19 protein-coding genes are annotated in these 20114 nt (G+C 37.7%); 1 reads left to right on the top strand and 18 read right to left on the bottom strand.

The window, feature by feature from the left end:
- Positions 1–113: 113 nt before the first annotated feature.
- Positions 114–1544: a hypothetical protein gene (locus ACESTD_RS17355; protein WP_022400743.1), complete on the top strand. Its 1431-nt coding sequence runs from the start codon at positions 114–116 to the stop codon at positions 1542–1544.
- Positions 1545–1558: 14 nt separating this feature from the next.
- Here ACESTD_RS17355 and ACESTD_RS17350 read toward each other — a convergent pair whose 3' ends face one another.
- The 18 genes from ACESTD_RS17350 to ACESTD_RS17265 all read right to left on the bottom strand — a co-directional run bounded on the left by ACESTD_RS17350 (position 1559) and on the right by ACESTD_RS17265 (position 20003).
- The gene (locus ACESTD_RS17350) at positions 1559–2506 is read right to left on the bottom strand and encodes a glycosyltransferase family 4 protein (protein WP_373159035.1); all 948 of its coding nucleotides are present in this window, start codon (positions 2504–2506) and stop codon (positions 1559–1561) included.
- Between the two features lie 51 nt (positions 2507–2557).
- Positions 2558–3529, bottom strand: coding sequence for an NAD-dependent epimerase/dehydratase family protein (locus ACESTD_RS17345; protein ID WP_373159034.1), 972 nt, complete (start codon positions 3527–3529; stop codon positions 2558–2560).
- Positions 3530–3533: 4 nt separating this feature from the next.
- Positions 3534–4736, bottom strand: a complete 1203-nt coding sequence (locus tag ACESTD_RS17340; RefSeq protein ID WP_373159033.1) for a glycosyltransferase family 4 protein — start codon at positions 4734–4736, stop codon at positions 3534–3536.
- A 6-nt stretch (positions 4737–4742) separates the two neighbouring features.
- Positions 4743–5867 (bottom strand): non-hydrolyzing UDP-N-acetylglucosamine 2-epimerase, encoded by a 1125-nt coding sequence (gene wecB, locus ACESTD_RS17335; protein ID WP_195298807.1) that lies wholly within the window; start codon positions 5865–5867, stop codon positions 4743–4745.
- A 6-nt stretch (positions 5868–5873) separates the two neighbouring features.
- On the bottom strand, positions 5874–6722 hold the full coding sequence (locus ACESTD_RS17330; RefSeq protein WP_373159032.1) for an NAD(P)-dependent oxidoreductase: 849 nt from the start codon (positions 6720–6722) through the stop codon (positions 5874–5876).
- Between the two features lie 9 nt (positions 6723–6731).
- Positions 6732–7805 carry a polysaccharide biosynthesis protein gene (locus ACESTD_RS17325; protein ID WP_118132110.1) on the bottom strand — a complete coding sequence of 358 codons (1074 nt, stop codon included), beginning with the start codon at positions 7803–7805 and terminating at the stop codon, positions 6732–6734.
- A 14-nt stretch (positions 7806–7819) separates the two neighbouring features.
- A complete protein-coding gene (locus tag ACESTD_RS17320) occupies positions 7820–8812 on the bottom strand; it encodes a glycosyltransferase (RefSeq protein WP_373159031.1) in 993 nt (330 codons plus the stop codon).
- A 485-nt stretch (positions 8813–9297) separates the two neighbouring features.
- Entirely contained in the window at positions 9298–10299 is a 1002-nt protein-coding gene (locus ACESTD_RS17315; RefSeq protein WP_118132108.1) for a 3-oxoacyl-ACP synthase III family protein, read from the bottom strand.
- Positions 10300–10310: 11 nt separating this feature from the next.
- Positions 10311–11066, bottom strand: a complete 756-nt coding sequence (locus ACESTD_RS17310; RefSeq protein ID WP_182295760.1) for an SDR family NAD(P)-dependent oxidoreductase — start codon at positions 11064–11066, stop codon at positions 10311–10313.
- 74 nt (positions 11067–11140) lie between these two features.
- Complete coding sequence (locus tag ACESTD_RS17305; protein ID WP_118132106.1) at positions 11141–11371, bottom strand: acyl carrier protein; 231 nt, start codon at positions 11369–11371, stop codon at positions 11141–11143.
- 91 nt (positions 11372–11462) lie between these two features.
- The gene (locus tag ACESTD_RS17300) at positions 11463–12470 is read right to left on the bottom strand and encodes a hypothetical protein (protein WP_118132105.1); all 1008 of its coding nucleotides are present in this window, start codon (positions 12468–12470) and stop codon (positions 11463–11465) included.
- Positions 12470–13207, bottom strand: a complete 738-nt coding sequence (locus ACESTD_RS17295; RefSeq protein WP_373159030.1) for a polysaccharide deacetylase family protein — start codon at positions 13205–13207, stop codon at positions 12470–12472. The genes ACESTD_RS17300 and ACESTD_RS17295 overlap by 1 nt, the downstream gene beginning before the upstream one ends.
- A 40-nt stretch (positions 13208–13247) precedes the next feature.
- Positions 13248–14234, bottom strand: a complete 987-nt coding sequence (locus tag ACESTD_RS17290; RefSeq protein WP_118132188.1) for a stealth family protein — start codon at positions 14232–14234, stop codon at positions 13248–13250.
- A 26-nt stretch (positions 14235–14260) separates the two neighbouring features.
- Positions 14261–15337 carry an EpsG family protein gene (locus ACESTD_RS17285; RefSeq protein WP_119958408.1) on the bottom strand — a complete coding sequence of 359 codons (1077 nt, stop codon included), beginning with the start codon at positions 15335–15337 and terminating at the stop codon, positions 14261–14263.
- Between the two features lie 32 nt (positions 15338–15369).
- Positions 15370–16425: an acyltransferase family protein gene (locus ACESTD_RS17280; protein ID WP_118132102.1), complete on the bottom strand. Its 1056-nt coding sequence runs from the start codon at positions 16423–16425 to the stop codon at positions 15370–15372.
- A complete protein-coding gene (locus ACESTD_RS17275; protein ID WP_118132187.1) occupies positions 16422–17426 on the bottom strand; it encodes a polysaccharide deacetylase family protein in 1005 nt (334 codons plus the stop codon). Before ACESTD_RS17275 ends, ACESTD_RS17280 begins: the two co-directional genes overlap by 4 nt.
- Positions 17402–18580 (bottom strand): ATP-grasp domain-containing protein, encoded by a 1179-nt coding sequence (locus ACESTD_RS17270; protein ID WP_118132101.1) that lies wholly within the window; start codon positions 18578–18580, stop codon positions 17402–17404. The genes ACESTD_RS17275 and ACESTD_RS17270 overlap by 25 nt, the downstream gene beginning before the upstream one ends.
- Before the next feature lie 4 nt (positions 18581–18584).
- Positions 18585–20003, bottom strand: coding sequence for a lipopolysaccharide biosynthesis protein (locus tag ACESTD_RS17265; RefSeq protein ID WP_118132100.1), 1419 nt, complete (start codon positions 20001–20003; stop codon positions 18585–18587).
- Positions 20004–20114 lie beyond the last annotated feature (111 nt).

Here is a 20114-nt window from a genome sequence, read left to right as displayed (position 1 = left end):
CGATTCCATTTTTTATGACTATAATTTGGGCAGTTCAAATAAAGTCAATACATTTGCTTTATGCACACTCCGAAGAAGTGTAAACAATATGTCCTAATATAACCCGATAAAAGATGAATGAAAATTGGCCTGAGATTGTGGAAACACTGATACCGTATTTTGAAACAAATTCGGTAGAAGGTGATTACCAGCGGGAAATAGAGAACTGCTTGAAATTTCTTGGATGGAAAAAGACCAATGGAACAATGGTATCCCAGTATACATTACCGATAGGCAATAGCAACTCCATACGCCCGGACATTGTACTTTGGCGAAAGAACGAACATGATACACAATCCCCCGTACTCCCAATTGAAATAAAACGTCCGTCTAATATACAAAATGAGAGGCAAGAAAATCAGTTGATGTCGTATATGCGCCAACTGAAACTTAATGTCGGATTATATATAGGAGAAAAGATACAGCTTTACTACGACATTCCCAACGATGGCGAGAATCCCATCTGTGTATTTACAGCAGAATTTAAGAAAGAAGATGTAAATGGTTCCATCATCTGTGACCTGCTAACTTACGACAAATTCAATCTGGGAAAAATAGAAACATTCTGTAATGAGCAATATAAAAAAATCCAAGCGCGTAATAATCTGCATAGGAGGGTGTCAGAATTCTTATCCGAAGGCAATGGGGTAAAGAATATAATTTCGTTGCTCAAAGACAAGTTTACAGCTGAAGGATTTGAGGAATCCGCCATTAATGAAGAATTTGCCAATCTTACGCTTACAGTACATTACGAAAATAAGAGCATTCTGCCTTCATTACAGCTTAAAACGAGGCAAACATCTAAAAACTCACAAAACGACTATAAAGAAAGTGACTCCAAAGACCATACAAAATTCTCATTGGATGGAATCAACTTCTATGTCAAAAGACGTTTTGTATTGGAAGTAATCAAGCATTATATCAAAGACCATCCCAACATAAACTATGTTGAGCTGGAGAAAGTCTTTCCATCCAATTTACACAGTAAAGCATTGGGTGTAATACGTACTTTGATAGAAGTCCAAGAAAAAATCAAATCTCATCCCGATTTAAAGAAACGTTACTTTCTTAAGCCTGATGAAGTTATTTTATTGGCAGACGGAACAAAAATTGTTGTCAACAACCAGTGGGGAACATTATTTCCAAGATTTCTTGAAGCAGCAAAGAAACTGTACCAAGTAACCAATGATACGGAAAGCAATACTCCAATATCTCGGTTAAAAATTACTTTTGGTAATGGGAAAGTAATTCAAGAAACACAAGCAGCCGAGACTTTCCGGCAATTTGTGATGACAGTAGGTGTGGAACAAGTGCAATCTTTAAATATCAAGGTATGCAAGATTCCTTTGATATCAAACACACTTCATGAGAAATACCAGCGCGCTCAAAAACCATTAGGCAACGGACGGTTTCTTATGACCTGCAGCAATACAAAAACAAAGAAGCGTGATATTGAGCGTATTGCCAAAGCTTTGGGTATTCAGGTGACTGCAGAAATTGTATAATGGAAGACAGTAATTCAAGAGATATGTCTTGAAAAATACTTTTTCATGAAGAGTACGTATATTGCGCTCAACAGTAAGATACACCCTATCAAGAAGATATAGCCATACCGTTGACAATAAATATATCCTACTATTATAAGAGTCTGTATTGTCATATAGGCCAGAGAGACTATGACATGAGGAATCTTCAGTTCATTCGCCATAATCTGATACAGATGCTTGCGATGCGGTAGCCCGATATTCTCATGAAGCATCAGGCGGTGAATGATAGTCAGTACACTATCCACACCATAAACGGATAAAAGGACTATCCAACTGAAATCTTCCGTTTCAATGATGAGCCTGCCTATCAGGAAAAGAAGGATAAAGGCAATGCTCACCGAACCCACATCACCGGCAAAGCATTTGGCACGCTTGCGGAAATTGAAGAAACAGAAGACTAGAACGGAACAGATAACGGTATAGATGAAATCCGCTTCCACAAAAGTAACCACCTCCTTATTGATATAGGCCAACGCAGCAAGAATAACCAGAGAATAACCACCGGTTATGCCGTTAATGCCATCCATAAAGTTGTAGGCATTGATGATGCCCGTACAGACTATCAAGGCTATGACTATCCACCACCAAGACAAGGAGAACAGTCCCCACTGATAAAACATCATAGCCATAGCAGAGAAATGAAAAAGCAGTCTTGTCATCTGTCCGGTGGATTTTATATCGTCCACGAAGCTGATGAACGTCACCAGTGTCAAGGCAAGCAGGAACCAGGGATATTCAAAGCCACTCGTCAGGAAATAGGCCAACGCTCCGAAATAGAAAATAATCCCACCACCGCGTAAAGTCACTTTCGTATGGGAACTCCGCTCATTGGGCTTGTCGATGATATTGTACCTATCAGCCACTCTAAAATAAAAAAGTTCTGCCAAAAACAGCAGAACCAATATTAACAGATAATACATAACAGTATTTTCCTCTTTAATTTTTAATTATCAATTTTTAATTCTTAACTTTTAATTTGAGAACGATTTTATCGTTCTCACTATCCCCTCCTCTGCCCTCACCGGCATTCTGTCAATTCCCAGGGCAGCCTTTATTTTCGCATTACTCACCACATAATTCTCTGTCAACTTGCGCAGACGCTCTGTATTCAAAGGCAAATGGAGCAGAGTCCCAAGCCGGGCACAGAATTCCATCAGTCCTCTGTTTATCTTCCAGATATGCGGCTTACGCTCCAAAGCCCGACACATCAAAGCTATCAGCTCATTCGTGGACAAGGCCTCGTCATCTCCCATGTGGTAGATACCACTCACCACCTCCTTAGTCAACAGCCCTTCCACCACGTAGCAAAGATTCTCTATCGAAGTAAAAGACCTCCTGTTCTCAAAAGCTCCCAAAGGCCAAGGGATGCCTTTCCTCACCACATTATAAAGAAGATTCAGATTGCCTTTATTGCCGGGACCATGAATCATGCAGGGACGCAGAATATACACTTGCTTGCCATCATCAATCTTTAAATCTTCCCTTCCTTTTAGTTTCGAAAGAATATATTCTTCCGCCCTTATCTTGCTTCCTCCATAAGGCCCTATCGGAGCAGGCACCACCTCTTCAGTCAGCATATCACCCACCACACTGTCTGCAGCGGCTTTTACCGAACTGAAGAATACGAACTTCTTCGCAGACGATTCCAGAAAGAAATCAAATATCTTTTGGGTCAATCCCATATTGATATCAAAATAGGCTTGGGCAGCAGACCGGTTCTTCGTGTCATGGGCTTTACCAGCCAGATGAATAATGGCATCGAATTCAGGAAGATTCCGCATCGGAAAAGAAGCTGGTTCAATATCCTTCCAGGAGAAAGTCTTTACCACCCCCTCCTTTTCAGGAGCAACAATATCCAGCCCGTAAAGGCTATGACGTTCCTTTAGGGCAACAACGAGATTGGAACCCACAAAGCCGTGGATCCCGGTGATAAGTATATTCATTATATTATTGCAAATTTTCAAGTATTTTCGTTATAATTGCATCTTTTCTGAAATTCCTATTGTAATATTCATAGGCATGATTACTCATCTCTTTTAAATCCGACTCGGCGAGATGATACATTTTTATAGCGTTTTCAGCCAATGACTTATAATCACCGGAATTACATGTATAACCGCAGCGGGCCTCTTTTATGATCTCACTGCCTATACCCGAGAGCATTGCAAGAATGGGCTTCTTACAAGCCATATAACATTGGACCTTGGATGGTATTGTCAGAGAGAAAATATCCGTGTCTTTCAAAGATACAAGCATCACGTCTGCCTGAGAGAAAAAACGTGGCATTTCACTGACAGGATACCGTCCTAAAAAAAATACAGTATCCTTCAACCCAGACTTCGCCACTTTTTCTTCAGCAATGCGTCTGTAACGACCCTCACCGACAATTACCCATTTTATCTCTTGACAGCCTCTAGTCAGATTAGCCGCTTCTATTATATTATCAAAATCCTGAGCCGCACCAATATTACCGGCAAACATAATTTTGAACCCCTCAGGCATTATGGCCCTATATTTATCCTTGTCAACGACCGGCTGCACGAAATAATCATCGGCCCAATTGGGAGCATATACTATCTTATCCCCCAAATTACATTTTTTTAGAATAGATTTTTCAAAGGCAGTAGACTGGATAAAGATGACATCACTTCGCCTATAGATATTCTTTACCATTTTGTTCAGCAAATAATGCAAAAATGAATTATTCGCCTTTCCTGCCGCCGCAACACTTTCAGGCCATAAATCCTGGACCCAAATTGCAGTTCTGCAACCTTTTCTCCTTTTTGCCCATAAGGCAGGATACATTTGGGTAACGGGAGAAATTTCAAAACATATGATTGCATCATAATCTGCCGGATGCGTCTTCACATATATTCCTCCGAAGAGAACGAAGGAGAGATAATTTAGAGACAGTCTCAGGCCATTGCCATTCCCTCGAGGAATTAACGGAACTCTGGTTACCCTGGCTCCTTTATAATCCTCATATTGAATGTCCCAAAACTTATAGCCCTCAAATATCTTTCCGGATGGATAGTTGGGTTTACCCGTCAATACAGCAACTTCGTGCCCCCGCTTCTGAAATTCAGCTACAAGTTCATTGACCTTAAACTCTTCCGGATGGAAATACTGGCTGACAACTAATATCTTCATCCGCTATTACTTTCGCCAAACCATCTTATTGATAATCCCCGTATAGCTCTGAATCAGTTTCACAACCTTCATACTTACATTGCTATCATCATATGCAGGTACATTAAGTGCATAATCACCGTTCTTATGCATTTCCACCGCCAAATCCACAGCCTGCAAAACCTGTTCTGTAGTAATACAGCCTATAGTGAACACGCCTTTATCCATGGCTTCCGGACGCTCGGTAGACGTACGGATACTGACAGCCGGAAATTTGAAATAGCTACCTTCTTCGGGTACGGTACCACTATCCGAAACCACGCAGAACGCATGCTGCTGCAAGTGGTTGTAATCATGAAATCCCAAGGGTTGACTCTGGATTACACGGCTGTCAAACCTAAAACCGCGCTGTTCTATGAACTTCCTGCTACGGGGATGGCATGAATACAGAATCGGCATATCATACTTTCCGGCCATGGCGTTCACAGCGTTCATCAGGCTGAAGAAGTTTGCTTCGATATCAATATTTTCTTCCCGGTGGGCAGACAAGAGTATGTATCTGTTTTCCTCAAGCCCAAGCCTCTCAAGCACATCGCTCGCATTGATTTGTTCTATGTTGTCATCCAGGACTTCACGCATCGGCGAGCCGACCACATAAGTGTACTCCGGCTTGACGCCGGAATCAAGGATATAACGGCGTGCGTGTTCACTGTAACACAAATTCACATCACTGGTGACATCCACAATACGGCGGATTACCTCCTCCGGGAGATTCTCATCCTTACAACGATTACCCGCCTCCATATGAAAAATAGGAATCTTCAAACGTTTGGCGGAGATAATGGACAAACAACTGTTGGTATCTCCAAGCACAATTACAGCATCGGGACTTACTTGAGCCATGAGTTCATAACTCTTGGATACAACGTTGCCCATTGTCTGGCCGATATTCTCACCCACTACACCCAAATAATAATCCGGTTCGCGCAGTCCAAGATCCTTAAAAAACACTTCATTCAAAGTATAATCATAGTTCTGCCCCGTGTGAACCAATACATGCTCAAAATACCTGTCACATTTCTTTATGATTGCCGACATCTTGATAATCTCAGGGCGAGTGCCAAGAATCGTCATTAATTTCAATTTACCCATAAGTTTTTAATATAAAGGATATAATTCTTTATGACTGTCAACCCATTCTTTCATCTCGATGACCATTTGCTCATACGTAGGAACCACAAAGTTGAAGTCCGTCCGACAGCAAATCAGTGTCTTGTCCAGTACCAGACTTTCCGACGGATTGATGGTGAGGTCATCGTTACGGAAATACTTATTGAACAAGCATAACAAGTCATATTTGGTTATGCTTCGGTTATTCACTAGATTATACAGCCCCGTCAGATTCTGGATCAGTGCCTGTTCCATGGCCTTTGCCAAGGTAAGCGTAGTTACACCCGTCCAGACAGCCTTGGTAAAGCCATTGATGCAACCACTCTGCTTCATGAACCAATGGAAAAGACCGATACCGTCCTCATTGATGTCCGGACCGACAATAGAATTTCTAAAAGTAAGATTTTTCCGGTCGTTTACCTCTCCCAACGCTTTGGTACGGTCATAATATGACCGTCCGTTAGGAAATGAATTTTCATTATAAGGCCCCGTATTACCCGCAAATACACAGTCTGTACTCATTTGTACAAAACGGGTCTGTTTATCTTCAAGCCATGCCACTATCTGATGGGGCAGATAGCTATTGATATAGACAGCTTTTTCAGGGGCAGATTCTGCAAATCGGTTCAGCAAGCCGATACAATTAATCACTGCATCATAACTACCGTTCACTATGACATCCTGCAAATGCCCGGTATCAAAAGCATCTCCCTGAATCCATTTACAATATGGAAAAGCCTTGCGGGAAAAAGCTGTCACTTCATGCCCTTGTTCCTTAAAATAGAGTGCAATGGTATGGCCTGCCATACCTGCCGCACCCAGCACTAACACTTTCATACTACAATATTATTCAGAACGTATCTCACGTGTCTTGGCCTTCGGAATCAGACCAAGGTCCTCTTGTATAAACCGGAGTCTCAACAGCAGTTCCTTCATGCCATCTACATCCAACCGGCGGGTATTGTGACTATGATAGTCCTCAATTCCGGCAATCTCCTCATTTCCTTCCGTAAAGAACTTGTCGTAGTTCAAGTCACGGTTGTCACAAGGGATACGGTAATAGTTGCCCATATCCTCTGCCTTTGACATCTCTTCACGGGTTACCAAAGTCTCATACAGCTTCTCACCGTGGCGTGTGCCTATCACTTTCACTTCAGTCTCACCATACCTCGAATCTATCCTCGCATAGATCTGCTTCAATGCTTCGGCAAGCGTATCCAATGTAGCGGCCGGGGCCTTCTGTACAAAAAGGTCACCGTTCTTGCCATGTGTGAAAGCATAGATTACGAGGTCCACGGCATCATCCAGCGTCATCATAAAACGGGTCATGTTCGGATCCGTAATGGTAATGGGCTTGCCCTCCGTCATCTGTTCCACCCAAAGAGGAATCACCGAACCACGGCTTGCCATCACATTACCGTAGCGTGTACAGCAAATTGTAGTTCCTGCATCTTCACCCAGTTCACGGCCTTTCGCAATGGCGACTTTTTCCATCAATGCCTTGCTGATACCCATCGCATTGATCGGATAAGCCGCTTTATCGGTAGAAAGTACCACCACGTTTTTCACGCCATGCTCAATGGCTGAAAGCAGCACATTCTCCGTTCCCAGCACATTGGTGCGGGTGGCCTCCATCGGAAAGAACTCACAACTCGGAACCTGCTTCAAGGCTGCGGCGCTGAACACATAGTCCACTCCACGCATAGCAATATCAACGGATGTTTTATTGCGTACATTACCAATATAGAATTTTACTTTCGGATTTTGCAAAGCATGACGCATGTCATCCTGCTTCTTCTCGTCGCGACTGAAGATGCGGATTTCCCTGATATCAGAATCAAGGAAACGACGCAATACAGCGTTACCAAAACTGCCGGTACCTCCGGTTATAAGGAGGACTTTGTCTTTAAATACTGACATAAATATAATATGTATTAATCATCCAAATTCGATATCAAATCGATTAATTTTTCTGCTCTCTGATTATAATTATCGAAGGACTTAAGTTGTTTTATTCCTTCTCCGACCAGATAATCTTGAAAGGATGTGTCTACAGCCATTTTATAGATTGATTTGGCACAGTCTTCTGCATCTAACGGCGAATAGTACACAGCTGCATTTCCACATAATCCATGAGCAAATGGCAAATCTGTAGTTAAAATTGGCACTTGCATTCGCATCGCTTCGACATATGTGGCAGTGAAACATTCAAGTAAAGTTGGTTGAAACATTATATCTGCCTGACGATATAAGGAAGGGCATTCTGCTACACTAACTTTATCAATCAGACAGAAATGCTCTCGCAAATAAGAGGGAATAGGTGGCAAGTCATTCTCTGTCACCGTAAAAACGAATCGAAAACTAAATTCGGAATAATGTTTTTTAAGATATCGAGCGACTTCGATAGCAATTGCTAAATTCTTATGAGGATAAGGAGCATTTATGGACAGTAAAGTACAACCGTCAAAAGACGGTAAGGCATGTTCTATTTGAGTATTTTCATCATCGAAAACCTGATTATAATAATTCGATACAGTATAGGCTTTTATGGTAGGGAACAAGTGCTTTACTTTCTCTGAAATATAAGGATTCTCAGTCCAAAAAGCAGTCACACCACGTTTGAAGTAATAATATAAATAAAGATTTCTCGCCTTTTCTATCATTAGTTCCTTCCAAGACATACGTTGAAAATAGGGAGAATCGTTCAAAACGAGATGGGATCTGGCAAATCCACATAGATGCTTACATTTCGGCTTCCATCTTGCAGGTCCGAATATGGTAAGAACTCCACCAATATTGTGTCTGGTTACCAAATTATCCATAGCCTTATCACGTCCCCAAAACAATGTATACCAACTGTTTCGTATATCATGACGCACTACAGTGACATTTTTGTATTCCGATACCCTATCAGCAGTATCATCCATACATGAGGATAATACTAAAAAAAAATTATGTTGGGGAATTGCATTCAAACAAGTACAAACTGAATCAGCGACTTGAAGCCCTCCACCTTTCTTGAGATTGGAGCAATTTATTAGAATGTTCATTTATTCTGAAAAATGTAAGTGCTCTATATTGGCATATTGTACAGAGAATACCATCTAAAAGAGGTTTACTATTCAATAATTCAAAAGTGGACTCATTTTTTGATTGTTAATATTGATTCCGACCGTTATCAACGAGAAATTTCCATAGTCCCTGCGACCAGTAAGCATCCAATTATGACGTCTCCCCAAGGAAAGTCGTCATGACGATAAGCCAGCAATTGCTCTTTCAAGGAAAACTTCTTAGATAGAAAGATTCATTGAAGGATAGCTCGGTTAGTTCTAGCCCCCTCGGAGATTCTTCTAGGATAGGCAAAGGAGACGTTTAGTAAAACAAACAAGATGTCATAATTGGACGCTAACAGTTAAAATTTTAATATAGTTCCAGCCCAAGAATAGCCTACCCCAAATCCAGCCAAAAGAACATTGTCCCCTTTATGAATTGTACCATCGTCTATAGCCTCCCGCAAAGCGATAGGAATACTGTTGGATACGGTATTACCAAACTGGGATAGGCAATAATAAAATCTGTCTTGTTCTATTTTGAGTTTCTTCCTAAGAAAATTCAGCATATACTTATTGGCTTGATGAAACACGAACTGATTTATCATCTCTTTTTCCAATCCGTTATTTGCCAATGTAGCATTTACTAATGAAGGTACAATGTCTAATGTAAAAGTAAATATCTCACTACCATTCATATAAAGATAATCAGAAGAGATAGGATTGCCATTCTCATCAAATTCGATATCATTCTGCAGTTCGGGTATACGGCTTCCCCCTGATTCCACAATCAAATTATTTGCCCCGTTTCCATCTGTTCCTAAACAAAACTCTCCGATTTGAGCAAATCCAGATGTACCTATCACCGTAGCGGTAGCAGCATCTCCAAAAATAGTACGGTTACCCTTATCTTTTGGATGTAGATATTTATTATAGGTTTCACCTGTTAATAATAAAACATTAGAGGCGATACCTCCGGCTATCAATCCCTTGGCAAGTGACAAACCATATACATAACCGGAACAACCCAAGTTAAAATCCAATGCCCCTATATCCTTGCGCAATCCTAATTGATACTGGATAATGCAAGCGGATGTCGGCAATTTATAGTCGGGACTTTGCGTACAGAACAGCACAAAGTCAATGTCTTCCTTTTTTATATCCCTTTTTTGAAATAAGCATTCAGCCGCTTTAATGGCCATGTCCGAAGCAGTTTCATCCTCTGCTGCCACATGTCTCTTTTCCACTCCCACCTTTGAAGCAATTTTCTCAACACTCCACTCCGGAAAGTCACGAACAATCGCCTCATTCGTAACTTCCACTTGGGGCAGGTAATATACGATTTCTTTTATATATGCATTCATAATATTTTTTATCACAATGTTAGAGTTCCTTCGCCTCCCCCCGTCAAATCAATAGCCGAACCCGTCATCCATGAGCTTGCATCACTAAGTAGATAAACACTCAGATAAGCCACATCTTCCGGCCTACCATACCTCTTTAAGGGATATTTTTGTTGTAAGTCCTCATAATCCGCTCCCATCAAGGTCGCATCCTTTTCAACCAGTTCAGTCCAAACCATTGCAGGACAGATTGAATTGACTCTCACTTTCTGTGGCGCACATTCCAATGCAAGCACATTCGCATAACCAAGAATAGCTCCTTTTGAAGCCGCATAAACTGCATTACCAATAGATGGCGCAAATGGAGCTCTCGAAGCAATCATCACAATAGAAGCTTCTTTTGCTATTCTTTTCTTTTTGAGCAGATGACGTTGAAGTAAGATGGGACCATACAAATTGGGGAGAATCACCTCGTTTAGATTGCTTTCCTTGATAGCTTTGCACAATACACGATTACCTACTCCGGCATTGTTTACAACTCCATTGAGCATGGGCATCTCATTTACGATATTGATAATATCTTCCTCTTTTGTCAAATCAGCGGGGAAAATAAGATGCTTACCACTTTCCATTAGAGATAGAGTCTCTTTAAGACGAGTTTCAGTACGAGCGGTCAGTACCACATTTGCCCCCATACGAGAACACTCAATGGAAATAGAGCGACCGATACCACTTGAGGCTCCGGTCACAAGTATTGTTTTTCCTTCTAAAGAAAATGGATTATACATATCTATTAAAATTCTATGAGGTCAGGGTAGCGAAATTGTCATAACTTCCCCATTGTTTACTTGTAGAAATGCCATTACCTTCTACTTTTTACTAAATCAAATAAGTCTTCAATCGTCTCAGAGGAACGAATATCATCACCCTTGATCCGTACATCATACTCCTCGTCAACCATTGCGATTAGAGAGAGAGCAACGAGCGAACTCCATTCGTCCAAATCCTTAAACACCGTTTCAGGGGTAAAAGCAGAGACTTCTGTATCATCAAATTGTTGAGCAAAATTCTCAATAAAATCTTTTAATTCCATTATTATCTGTTTTAAACGTTAATGATAGCTATTTTTACTTTTAGAATACATCATTTTGGGGGTACTAACCATTAATTTAGTATATCTCAACTCACTTAAAGTCCATATCTGAATCAGCCGGAGTATGGAAAACTGAATATTCCTCTTGAATAGCCGGTTTAAAACGAGTTACTATATCAGCCCCTCCTTTTTTCATGATAAAAACATTGTTTTTCAACAGCTTTGATAACCCCGGCAAGGACGAACGAATATATACTCCAGCAAATTTCATTTTCCTTGATAGCAAAAGAGCGGCTTTTATAATTGCTTTTTGCCCTTCAAAATCATCAATCGAAAATCTATAATCCACCACATAAAGAAGTGGTATGCCCGACAAATCATATTGCCGACAAGCAAAATACACATCATTTCCCTCCTTTTTACGAAGGGCATATACCTGATATTTATCTTTCAATGTAAAAAAACGCCAATCAAGAAATTTCGTAGAACGTTCAAATTCTATTAGGTTGTCATTCCAGTAATTGCCTTGAGGCTGATTCAAATCTATAGCCTTTTCTAATCGACGAAATAACCCTAAACAAGTTTTGATTTCACGTGGATAAGAAGAATCATCAACTAATGGTTTCCGCATAGAAGGGCAAAATGGTGCAAAAAGATATTTGAACAAATACCTATTCAATCGAATAAAGGCAACCGATTTCGCTATAAATTTAGCATGCATCCGCTTATTAAGTTCTACCGAAATACCAGATAATCCCGCCCCAAAATAATTCTTATTCGAAAATATTTCCCCACAAATGATAGTCCCAGCCTCCGTCTTGCGATACTCATCCAAGACTTTTGTATCATACGACCAAACAATATCATATTCAAGCCTCCCTATCTTGGCTTTCGTTTGTAGGAACATATTTGCACCTATAATTTCTTTATCTTTAAAAACCAACAAAGATTTTTCCATTCCTTCTTTAGGCACATACGATAAAGTAAAATCAATAAAAGTATTAAGGTCAGTCCGATACGGATATGCTTTCGCCAAATATCGCAATAAAGGCTCTTTGTCTGAAACAGAGAATATTTTACTATAAATTTCTGTATCCATCAATATTTATATATTGTGTTATAATGCATTTTCTTATAATGAGACGAAAGAATATCCATCCCTCCATAAAGAGCCAATCGAACTTGAAGAGGGGACATCGTTTGAAACAAAGCTCTATGTTTCAGGGCTACATCCATATCGTATACTCCCGGTACTGAAATATAAAGTTTTTTATAACCTGCATTTTGAGATTCAGAAATAACCCGGTCCGAATAATACCCTTGAGGGTAGCAAATACTATCAATCTGCTTATCCAAGAAGTTCTCGAGATAAGCTTTAGAGGCATACAAATCATCCAAAAGTTCGTCCACAGGCATTGCACTCATGTTCTTATGCCGTATGCCATGCGACTGAATATTGAAACCTGCGTTATGCAATTCTAATATCTCTGATTCAGACAGATACCCTTCTTTTCCAATCAATGAAATAGGGATGAATATTGTAGGATATATTTTCTGGGAAACCAACCAATCCACACAATCCAACAACCCACGGAATCCATCGTCGAAAGCGATTTGTATCTCCCCTTTTGGATTATTAATATCACGAACAATCTCAAACCCCGATTTTCGTATAGCACTTATATGCAATTTAAACAATTCAAAAGGAGTCGACATTGTTGTCCATGAGTCACTAACATGAACATCATGATAATAAACCACTCTACTTTTTTTAGTATGACACATCAAACACCCCACAGAAAACATTCCAGTCCTAACTAATTCTTTGATATCCATTATTATACTAAATAAGACATTGACAACTCTATATAAATGATTATTTCTCAAACGATGATTTCTCAGGGAAGATTACCTCAAAATCCCTAATCAATGACATCTTAGCCTTATCAAAGTCAACTGTTGAATCCGCATCATTCAAGCAAACCACTTTTTTCCGTTGATTACGTATCACATCTGATATATAGTCCAAATTATTATTTTGTATGGTAATCAATTCTGAGTCCTTCCAAACATTATAAGGAGAGAATTCACCGGAACAAAGTCTCCAATATCTTATAAGATATTGATTTACATCCGTGATATTCCTAAAACGGGATTCAGTAGTCTTTTGTAGTATCTCCGGTTCCAATTCCCAAACCCGTTCAAACGTAGATTTCAAATAAGCATTAGGTAAATGTGGATCGACAAAACCTGTATGCATGCTCCAAGGTAATAATGCCAAAGTACGATACCATTGACTGAGATACCTGACATTAATCCATTTCCCAAAATGTTCTTTTAAAAGACTCCTTTTAGCGAAATATTTATTAATCAATATCAAGTCATTGCAAATGATATGGTCTATACCTTGTGTATTGGGTTGCATTGTATTTAAAGCTGCTATATCGCAAGGCAATCCGTTTTTAAAGAAACGTTCTTCCGAAACTGAATTGATCAAGAAAGTATCGTCATTAAAATAGATGAATTGTTCCGCAAGATCTTTTATCCGATGAATATTCATTTCTATCGGATTGCAATTGAATGTAGGAAGATACTCATTAGGAATAAAATCCGAATGTTTAACAAAATTAAGTTTAGGTGCATTCAAATTCAGCCAATCTGGAATATGTCCACATGTCACGAAATGCACCTTGCTGACCCAAGGAGCATACTTCTCAATTCCTCGAAACAAAAATCTCAAATTGTCCCAATCGCGAAAACGCACATTTCGCTTATCACCGTTTACCTTTGGAGCATATTTTTCATATTCCGCTAGCCATACTGGGTCATTTCCATCAACCCACAGAAGAACAATATCTATCATTATGTCAAATATATAATTATCTTCAATCAATCGAATATAGTAGTGTAAGGAGAAATACCTAGCCCATTTCCCAAGCTAGATTGGCTAACAGCAATCATTTTTTCATATAATATCAAATATATTATAAAAAATAAGAATATGAGAAAGTTATTATATTTCAACGATAAAGTTTTACATACTGGATGAATTAAAAAAGCTGGGAGAAAAATAAAGCATCCCATTAATCGACCAAAAATATGTACTTTTGAAGCTAAAAAATAGCTCGTCACAAACAACATGGTCAAAAACACAAAAAAGCCTACATGGTCATAATACTTTGAAATTTTACGATTTAGCATAAGAAATAAACATGGTAGCATCAAATTTAATATTATCCCTAGTCCAGTTCCTACTTCAGCCTCTCTATTATATTGACCAATAGTAGCGTATACACCATAAGGAGAATCTTGAAATATCGAACTAGCAAATAAATTATCAATAAAATCGGCTCTAGACATAATCATCAATATTATTCCTAAACATATATAAATATTAGTATTAGAAAATTTGATGTTTTTAAACAACAGAATAGGGAAATACAATATGGAAGAATAATGAAAAAAGAAGGCAAGTACTACACAGAACAAGTACTTCATTGTTCCCTTTTCTTTATATAACGCAAATATTCCACAAGTTACTAATGCTATCGATATCGCCTGTCGAGTAGTACTTATACAACTAAGGAATAGCAAAAAGAAATAAATAACAATAAACGGATAAAAATTTCTCTTCGGAACATAATAACAAACTGGAGCAAAAGCTAGAATTGCTAGAGAGGCGATAAACGATTGATAACTAAACCCGAAAAAATTCATCAACTTCCCCAATAATTGAAAACCGATTTCATGTTCATCACTATTTGTACTATACCACTGATACAATCCCACATAACTCCAATAATCAGTTCCTATTCCTTTACGAATAGAAGCCGGTATTACAATTGATAAAAACACAATAGTCCTACAAATATATTCGGATAATTTCGTCGAAGACACCTTTACATAATACCCAAATATCAATACAAATAAAAGTATTACATTATATATTATATAAGTAAATAACATAACAAAAATCTCTACAACTTATCATGAGAAGTTTACGAACATGAGACTCCAAAAAGTAATGTAGCAAGTTTACCCTCTTTGAAAACAATTACCTTATTAATGAATAGGCATACATAAACTATCAACAAAGATATGAGAGGAGCTATCACAAAATCAAACGACCAAAAGTAATCACTACTAAAAGAAATCCATCGGACAAGTATTGTTTCAAGAATAAGCGATTGTATGACATACACACCTAATGTATATTGTCCCAGTTTAGCTAAATTTAGCAAGTAGACATTACGTAACCCGGTAAACAATAGAAAAAATAGCGTGATAAAAAAAGACGATCCTAGCAGCCCTATAAATAACTGAAAATACCTCTTCAAAATAACCTTCATTAAAAAAAGAGCATTATCCATTAAGGACAATGTACCTGAAAAAAGAGCTTCTCGGATACCCTGATCCCTAACCCAAAAATTAGGTGAAAAAGATACATATAAAGAAAATACCATAAATAACAACCCCGATATCACTAACACAAGGCACTTGTATTTCAAGATCCATGACAAATATTTAAAAATACATATCCCGAAAAGAAAACAAGGATACATAATAAATACATTCCAAATCAATATCACTTGACTAAGTAAAAGAGTCAATACAACCCACATAACCCGATTGCGTTGGGATTTAAACGCTATAAATCCCAAAATACCACAAACAAACACACTTTTCAAAAACCATAAAGAATTGATTGCGAATGATTTTATCGTATATATTTGCAAGTCACCTCCTAAAATAACGATAACGGCAAATATAATCAAACTCCATGACAGACAAGGCAAAAGGACCTGCCTGCCACGTTTCATAAAATAATCTTTAAAAGATGCTCGAAAAGAATTCCTTGCAAACAATCCGGACAAAGTCATGAATAATGGCATGTGAAAAGAGGTAATCCATAGAAACATAGGATTATATCTGGTATCTACCTCCAAAAGATGTTGCATACAATGACCATATACCACTAAAAATATAGCAAACAACTTTAACAAATCCCAAGCCGCTATCCGAGTCGGACGAGCAGTCTGATTCACTTGATTCATCTTAATACATTTTTAAGCCATTGAGTAAAACCAGATAAAGAGGCTTCTATCTCAAAACGGGAATTATAATGACTTATATTCATACGCGATAATGAAAAATCTGAAGCTTCCGAATTATACTCATTCATCACGGCAAGTGTGAAAACAGATTGGCTACATTCTTTCATAACACCGGGAGTTACATCTCGTCTATGTCCGAAAGGATAAGCATATAAATTTGTATTAAACAAGCGTTCCATATATTCTGAACATTCCTTGAAGTCCTCTCGTAACTCCCATTCGTCAAGCATCGACAATATATCATGCCTTACAGAATGACCTCCTATCTTATGGCCTTTCCTTTTCAATTCCAAGATTTCTTCCGATGTCAGTCCCTTAAAGCGGAGAGCAAAATATGCCTTATCAATAGGTAAGTCTCTGAAAGGATATATATCTTCCAACATCCCTAATATGGAAACCTTATCATATTTTTCATACAATGTATTGATTAACGAAGAAAATTCTTGTTGCCTGCTTAACGTATCCCCAATTCTTACTTTGCGATTTACAATTCTATATTCTCCTTCGGGTACATAAGCGAACCATGCCATTATTTGGTCTATCCACAAAGGCATAAAAGAATCGACATTTACGATTGGTATAAAAAAATAAGCTTTATTTGCACTTTTCGCCAACACCTCATCCGCTATCAATGCTGCCCGATACCCATCATCAAAAGTTATAACGGCTGATTCCGGCTCCCCTAATTCGGTTGTTACTTTTAATCGCTTATTAACAATAGCCATCATCCATTCAAATCTAGAACGGGATGTACAAACTATCTTCTGCTCAAAACTAGTATTTACATAGTCATCCGGTATGATATGATGAAAAACAAGAATACGTTGTTTTCTGCGATTTATCCAGTAAAAGAAAAGGATTATACCAAGATAATATGCAACAAAATACAATAATAAGAGTACTTTTTTCCGCATATTCACTTTAATATTCTTGTTATACATCTAAATATTTTGTTAAACAAATAATAGAAATAAGGCATTTTGTCTTTTTTATTCCAATATAAAAAGCAATCAACATGTAAGTAATCCTTAAACCACTTAAAATAAGAATATCCATATTTTATAGGAATCATTATATCTGAAAATTCTCTCATCATTATAAAATCATGATTTATATATTTAGGAAGAGAAGATAATATCAATTGATTATCGGTCATAGCCAAATACCATTGGTAAGGCAAATTGACTCCTCCATAAGTGGGCAAATATCCATTACCATCATTTCTAAGATTAATTTCTAAAAAGTAAGCTTCTCTATCAGACAAAAGGAATTCAACACTAAATAAACCACTATATCCCATACGATTAATATATTCATACACCTTATCGACTTGAATATACTCCTCTATATTCTTTGTGACTCTACCTAATCCTGTAGTACCAAAGTATCTTGGATACTCTCTTATCTTATCCATCAAGCAGGGAATCACAGTAGTTCCCTTTCCATCACTCCAACCCAAAAGTATGACCTCCGTTTTTTTGAAGATAAACTCTTGTATTTGTACAATGTCACAATATTTACTTAACTCATTAATAGACTCCAACAAAGAACGCTCAGATTGATGTATAGTATAATTTTTAGGACTACTAGAGCTATCTATTGCTTTTACGACACAAGGATAAATAAGCTCTTGGGGCAAATTTACTTCTTCTGAACAGTCCACAACCCAACTTTGAGGAGTATTCAACCCTATACTTTGAGCAAGAGTACGCATAAATTCTTTATTCAAACATTCCTCTAATGTCCACTTTCGATCTATAATAGCAGGTAATATAAATTTATCCTTCATTTTTTCAAAATTTACACCAAGAATTTTAACCTCACTATCATATGTCGGAAATATTAATGGCTTGCATTCTTCTTCATTAAATGCACTTAAAATGACACCTAAACCATCATGAACGTTGTCCACTATCCATACTTTTTTTATGTATCTACTTTTCGCAACAAAAGGATACAAGCCATTGGAGTTCACTAACACTAAGTATGAGAACAGACCTATTTCTCCCAAACTACGAATAAGTCCTAAAGTATTATGATGATTTTCTCCAAATACAATAATTTTAGGACTTCCTATTTCATTATCAAGACACATTTTATTATCTATTGTTTATTACAAAATCAATTTTATTTTTACTCTCTTTTATAAAGTTTCTATTCCAAACCAAGAACAGAGAGAAAAAAAGCAGGAATGATAACACTCTCAAGAACCATGTATCTAAAAATAAGATACTAACAGCAGTTCCCAACAAAAACACTATTTGCAATAGATAATCATATTTTCCATCAAGACATACAAATTTATCAGACTTCATGGTTCTCAAATATAATATAACAAAATGTGCAATCAGTAATGACACAGTAGCCCCCATGATTCCATATCGAGGTATTAACAAAAAGTTCATTCCTAAGCAAACAAAACCTCCCCAAAGGCTGGTGGTAAGGAAATAGCGTGTATTCTTTGTTGCCATAAACATAGTTCCCACAAAAGTAGAAAGTGATGAAAAAACTGCTGCCAGTCCTAAAAATGGAATATATCTCCAAGCATCAAGATAAGACTCGTCCGCAAAAAACTTGATTAGCCAATAGCTAGATAGGCAAAGGAAGAAACCGACCAATAATAATAAAACAAAACACAGTCTCAGGATACGGTTATAAAATAACCGAAAATCGGGCTTCTTAAATTCTTCTAACACGGAAATCTGCCATGAAAGAAAAAAAGTATTGAACACCATTGTTATAATCGACGGAAATCGATTGGATACCGCAAAAATTCCAACGAAGTCTGTCGAATGGTAATATTCAAGAAATAATCTATTCGATGTACCTAATATCCACCAAAGTGTAGCATTAGGTATCATAGGAATCGAATAAGACAACATTTCTTTTATCGTTGATATAGATATTGATTTATACGATAAATAAGTATGTATATGTATAGAAACTACTGTGTATAAAGAAGAAATAATAAAACCGGTCAATTGAGAAATAATGTAACCGTCCACACCCCACTTGGGTACTAATAATAACGAAGATATAGCCGTAACAAACGTTAAAATAATGCCTGATACTACAAATACAGACATACGGTCTATACTTCTTGAAAATTGTTGAAGATATAATTGTAAAAAGCTAAAAATCAACAAGACGTATATATATCCAGCATAAGAGCCAAATACCCCCCATTGAATATCTTCCACATATTTCAATAAATAATAGTAAACTGCTCCAAAAAGAATCAAAGAGAGCGAAACTACTGTCAGCCCTGAAGAAAAGAATGTTCGTTGTTTGTCTATGCTTTTACCCTGTGGAAACCTGAAAATAGCATCGGTTATACATAGGGTTACCACTCCCATTATCAATGAGACATAAGTGCCTACCAGATCAATATCTCCATAATTCTCTACAGAAAGCCATGCCGTATAAAAAGGCAGCATCAATATGGCTAATAACTTACTGCCTATGGAACCTATAAATACAAGTAAACTATTTTTCCCTAATCGCTTATATTTATTCATGCTCAATTACAATTCACTTCAACTATTTACACTATTGTAAGCACTCAATTTAGGGCATCCCCCTTCGAAAGGGCACTTTTCAGTGCCCTAAACCGAGTTTTGTTAATTAAT

The organism is Bacteroides sp. AR20 (assembly GCF_964250605.1).
In the GTDB taxonomy this organism is placed as follows: Bacteria; Bacteroidota; Bacteroidia; order Bacteroidales; family Bacteroidaceae; genus Bacteroides; species Bacteroides uniformis.
This window is presented reverse-complemented; position numbering and strand designations above follow the sequence as displayed.

Bases quoted from the DNA above. Each gene is read 5' to 3' on its own strand.
- ACESTD_RS17355 (WP_022400743.1), top strand. From the start codon at position 114: ATGAATGAAAATTGGCCTGAGATTGTGGAAACACTGATACCGTATTTT.
- ACESTD_RS17350 (WP_373159035.1), bottom strand. From the start codon at position 2,506: ATGTATTATCTGTTAATATTGGTTCTGCTGTTTTTGGCAGAACTTTTT.
- ACESTD_RS17345 (WP_373159034.1), bottom strand. From the start codon at position 3,529: ATGAATATACTTATCACCGGGATCCACGGCTTTGTGGGTTCCAATCTC.
- ACESTD_RS17340 (WP_373159033.1), bottom strand. From the start codon at position 4,736: ATGAAGATATTAGTTGTCAGCCAGTATTTCCATCCGGAAGAGTTTAAG.
- wecB (WP_195298807.1), bottom strand. From the start codon at position 5,867: ATGGGTAAATTGAAATTAATGACGATTCTTGGCACTCGCCCTGAGATT.
- ACESTD_RS17330 (WP_373159032.1), bottom strand. From the start codon at position 6,722: ATGAAAGTGTTAGTGCTGGGTGCGGCAGGTATGGCAGGCCATACCATT.
- ACESTD_RS17325 (WP_118132110.1), bottom strand. From the start codon at position 7,805: ATGTCAGTATTTAAAGACAAAGTCCTCCTTATAACCGGAGGTACCGGC.
- ACESTD_RS17320 (WP_373159031.1), bottom strand. From the start codon at position 8,812: ATGGATGATACTGCTGATAGGGTATCGGAATACAAAAATGTCACTGTA.
- ACESTD_RS17315 (WP_118132108.1), bottom strand. From the start codon at position 10,299: ATGAATGCATATATAAAAGAAATCGTATATTACCTGCCCCAAGTGGAA.
- ACESTD_RS17310 (WP_182295760.1), bottom strand. From the start codon at position 11,066: ATGTATAATCCATTTTCTTTAGAAGGAAAAACAATACTTGTGACCGGA.
- ACESTD_RS17305 (WP_118132106.1), bottom strand. From the start codon at position 11,371: ATGGAATTAAAAGATTTTATTGAGAATTTTGCTCAACAATTTGATGAT.
- ACESTD_RS17300 (WP_118132105.1), bottom strand. From the start codon at position 12,470: ATGGATACAGAAATTTATAGTAAAATATTCTCTGTTTCAGACAAAGAG.
- ACESTD_RS17295 (WP_373159030.1), bottom strand. From the start codon at position 13,207: ATGGATATCAAAGAATTAGTTAGGACTGGAATGTTTTCTGTGGGGTGT.
- ACESTD_RS17290 (WP_118132188.1), bottom strand. From the start codon at position 14,234: ATGATAGATATTGTTCTTCTGTGGGTTGATGGAAATGACCCAGTATGG.
- ACESTD_RS17285 (WP_119958408.1), bottom strand. From the start codon at position 15,337: ATGTTATTTACTTATATAATATATAATGTAATACTTTTATTTGTATTG.
- ACESTD_RS17280 (WP_118132102.1), bottom strand. From the start codon at position 16,425: ATGAATCAAGTGAATCAGACTGCTCGTCCGACTCGGATAGCGGCTTGG.
- ACESTD_RS17275 (WP_118132187.1), bottom strand. From the start codon at position 17,426: ATGTATAACAAGAATATTAAAGTGAATATGCGGAAAAAAGTACTCTTA.
- ACESTD_RS17270 (WP_118132101.1), bottom strand. From the start codon at position 18,580: ATGTGTCTTGATAATGAAATAGGAAGTCCTAAAATTATTGTATTTGGA.
- ACESTD_RS17265 (WP_118132100.1), bottom strand. From the start codon at position 20,003: ATGAATAAATATAAGCGATTAGGGAAAAATAGTTTACTTGTATTTATA.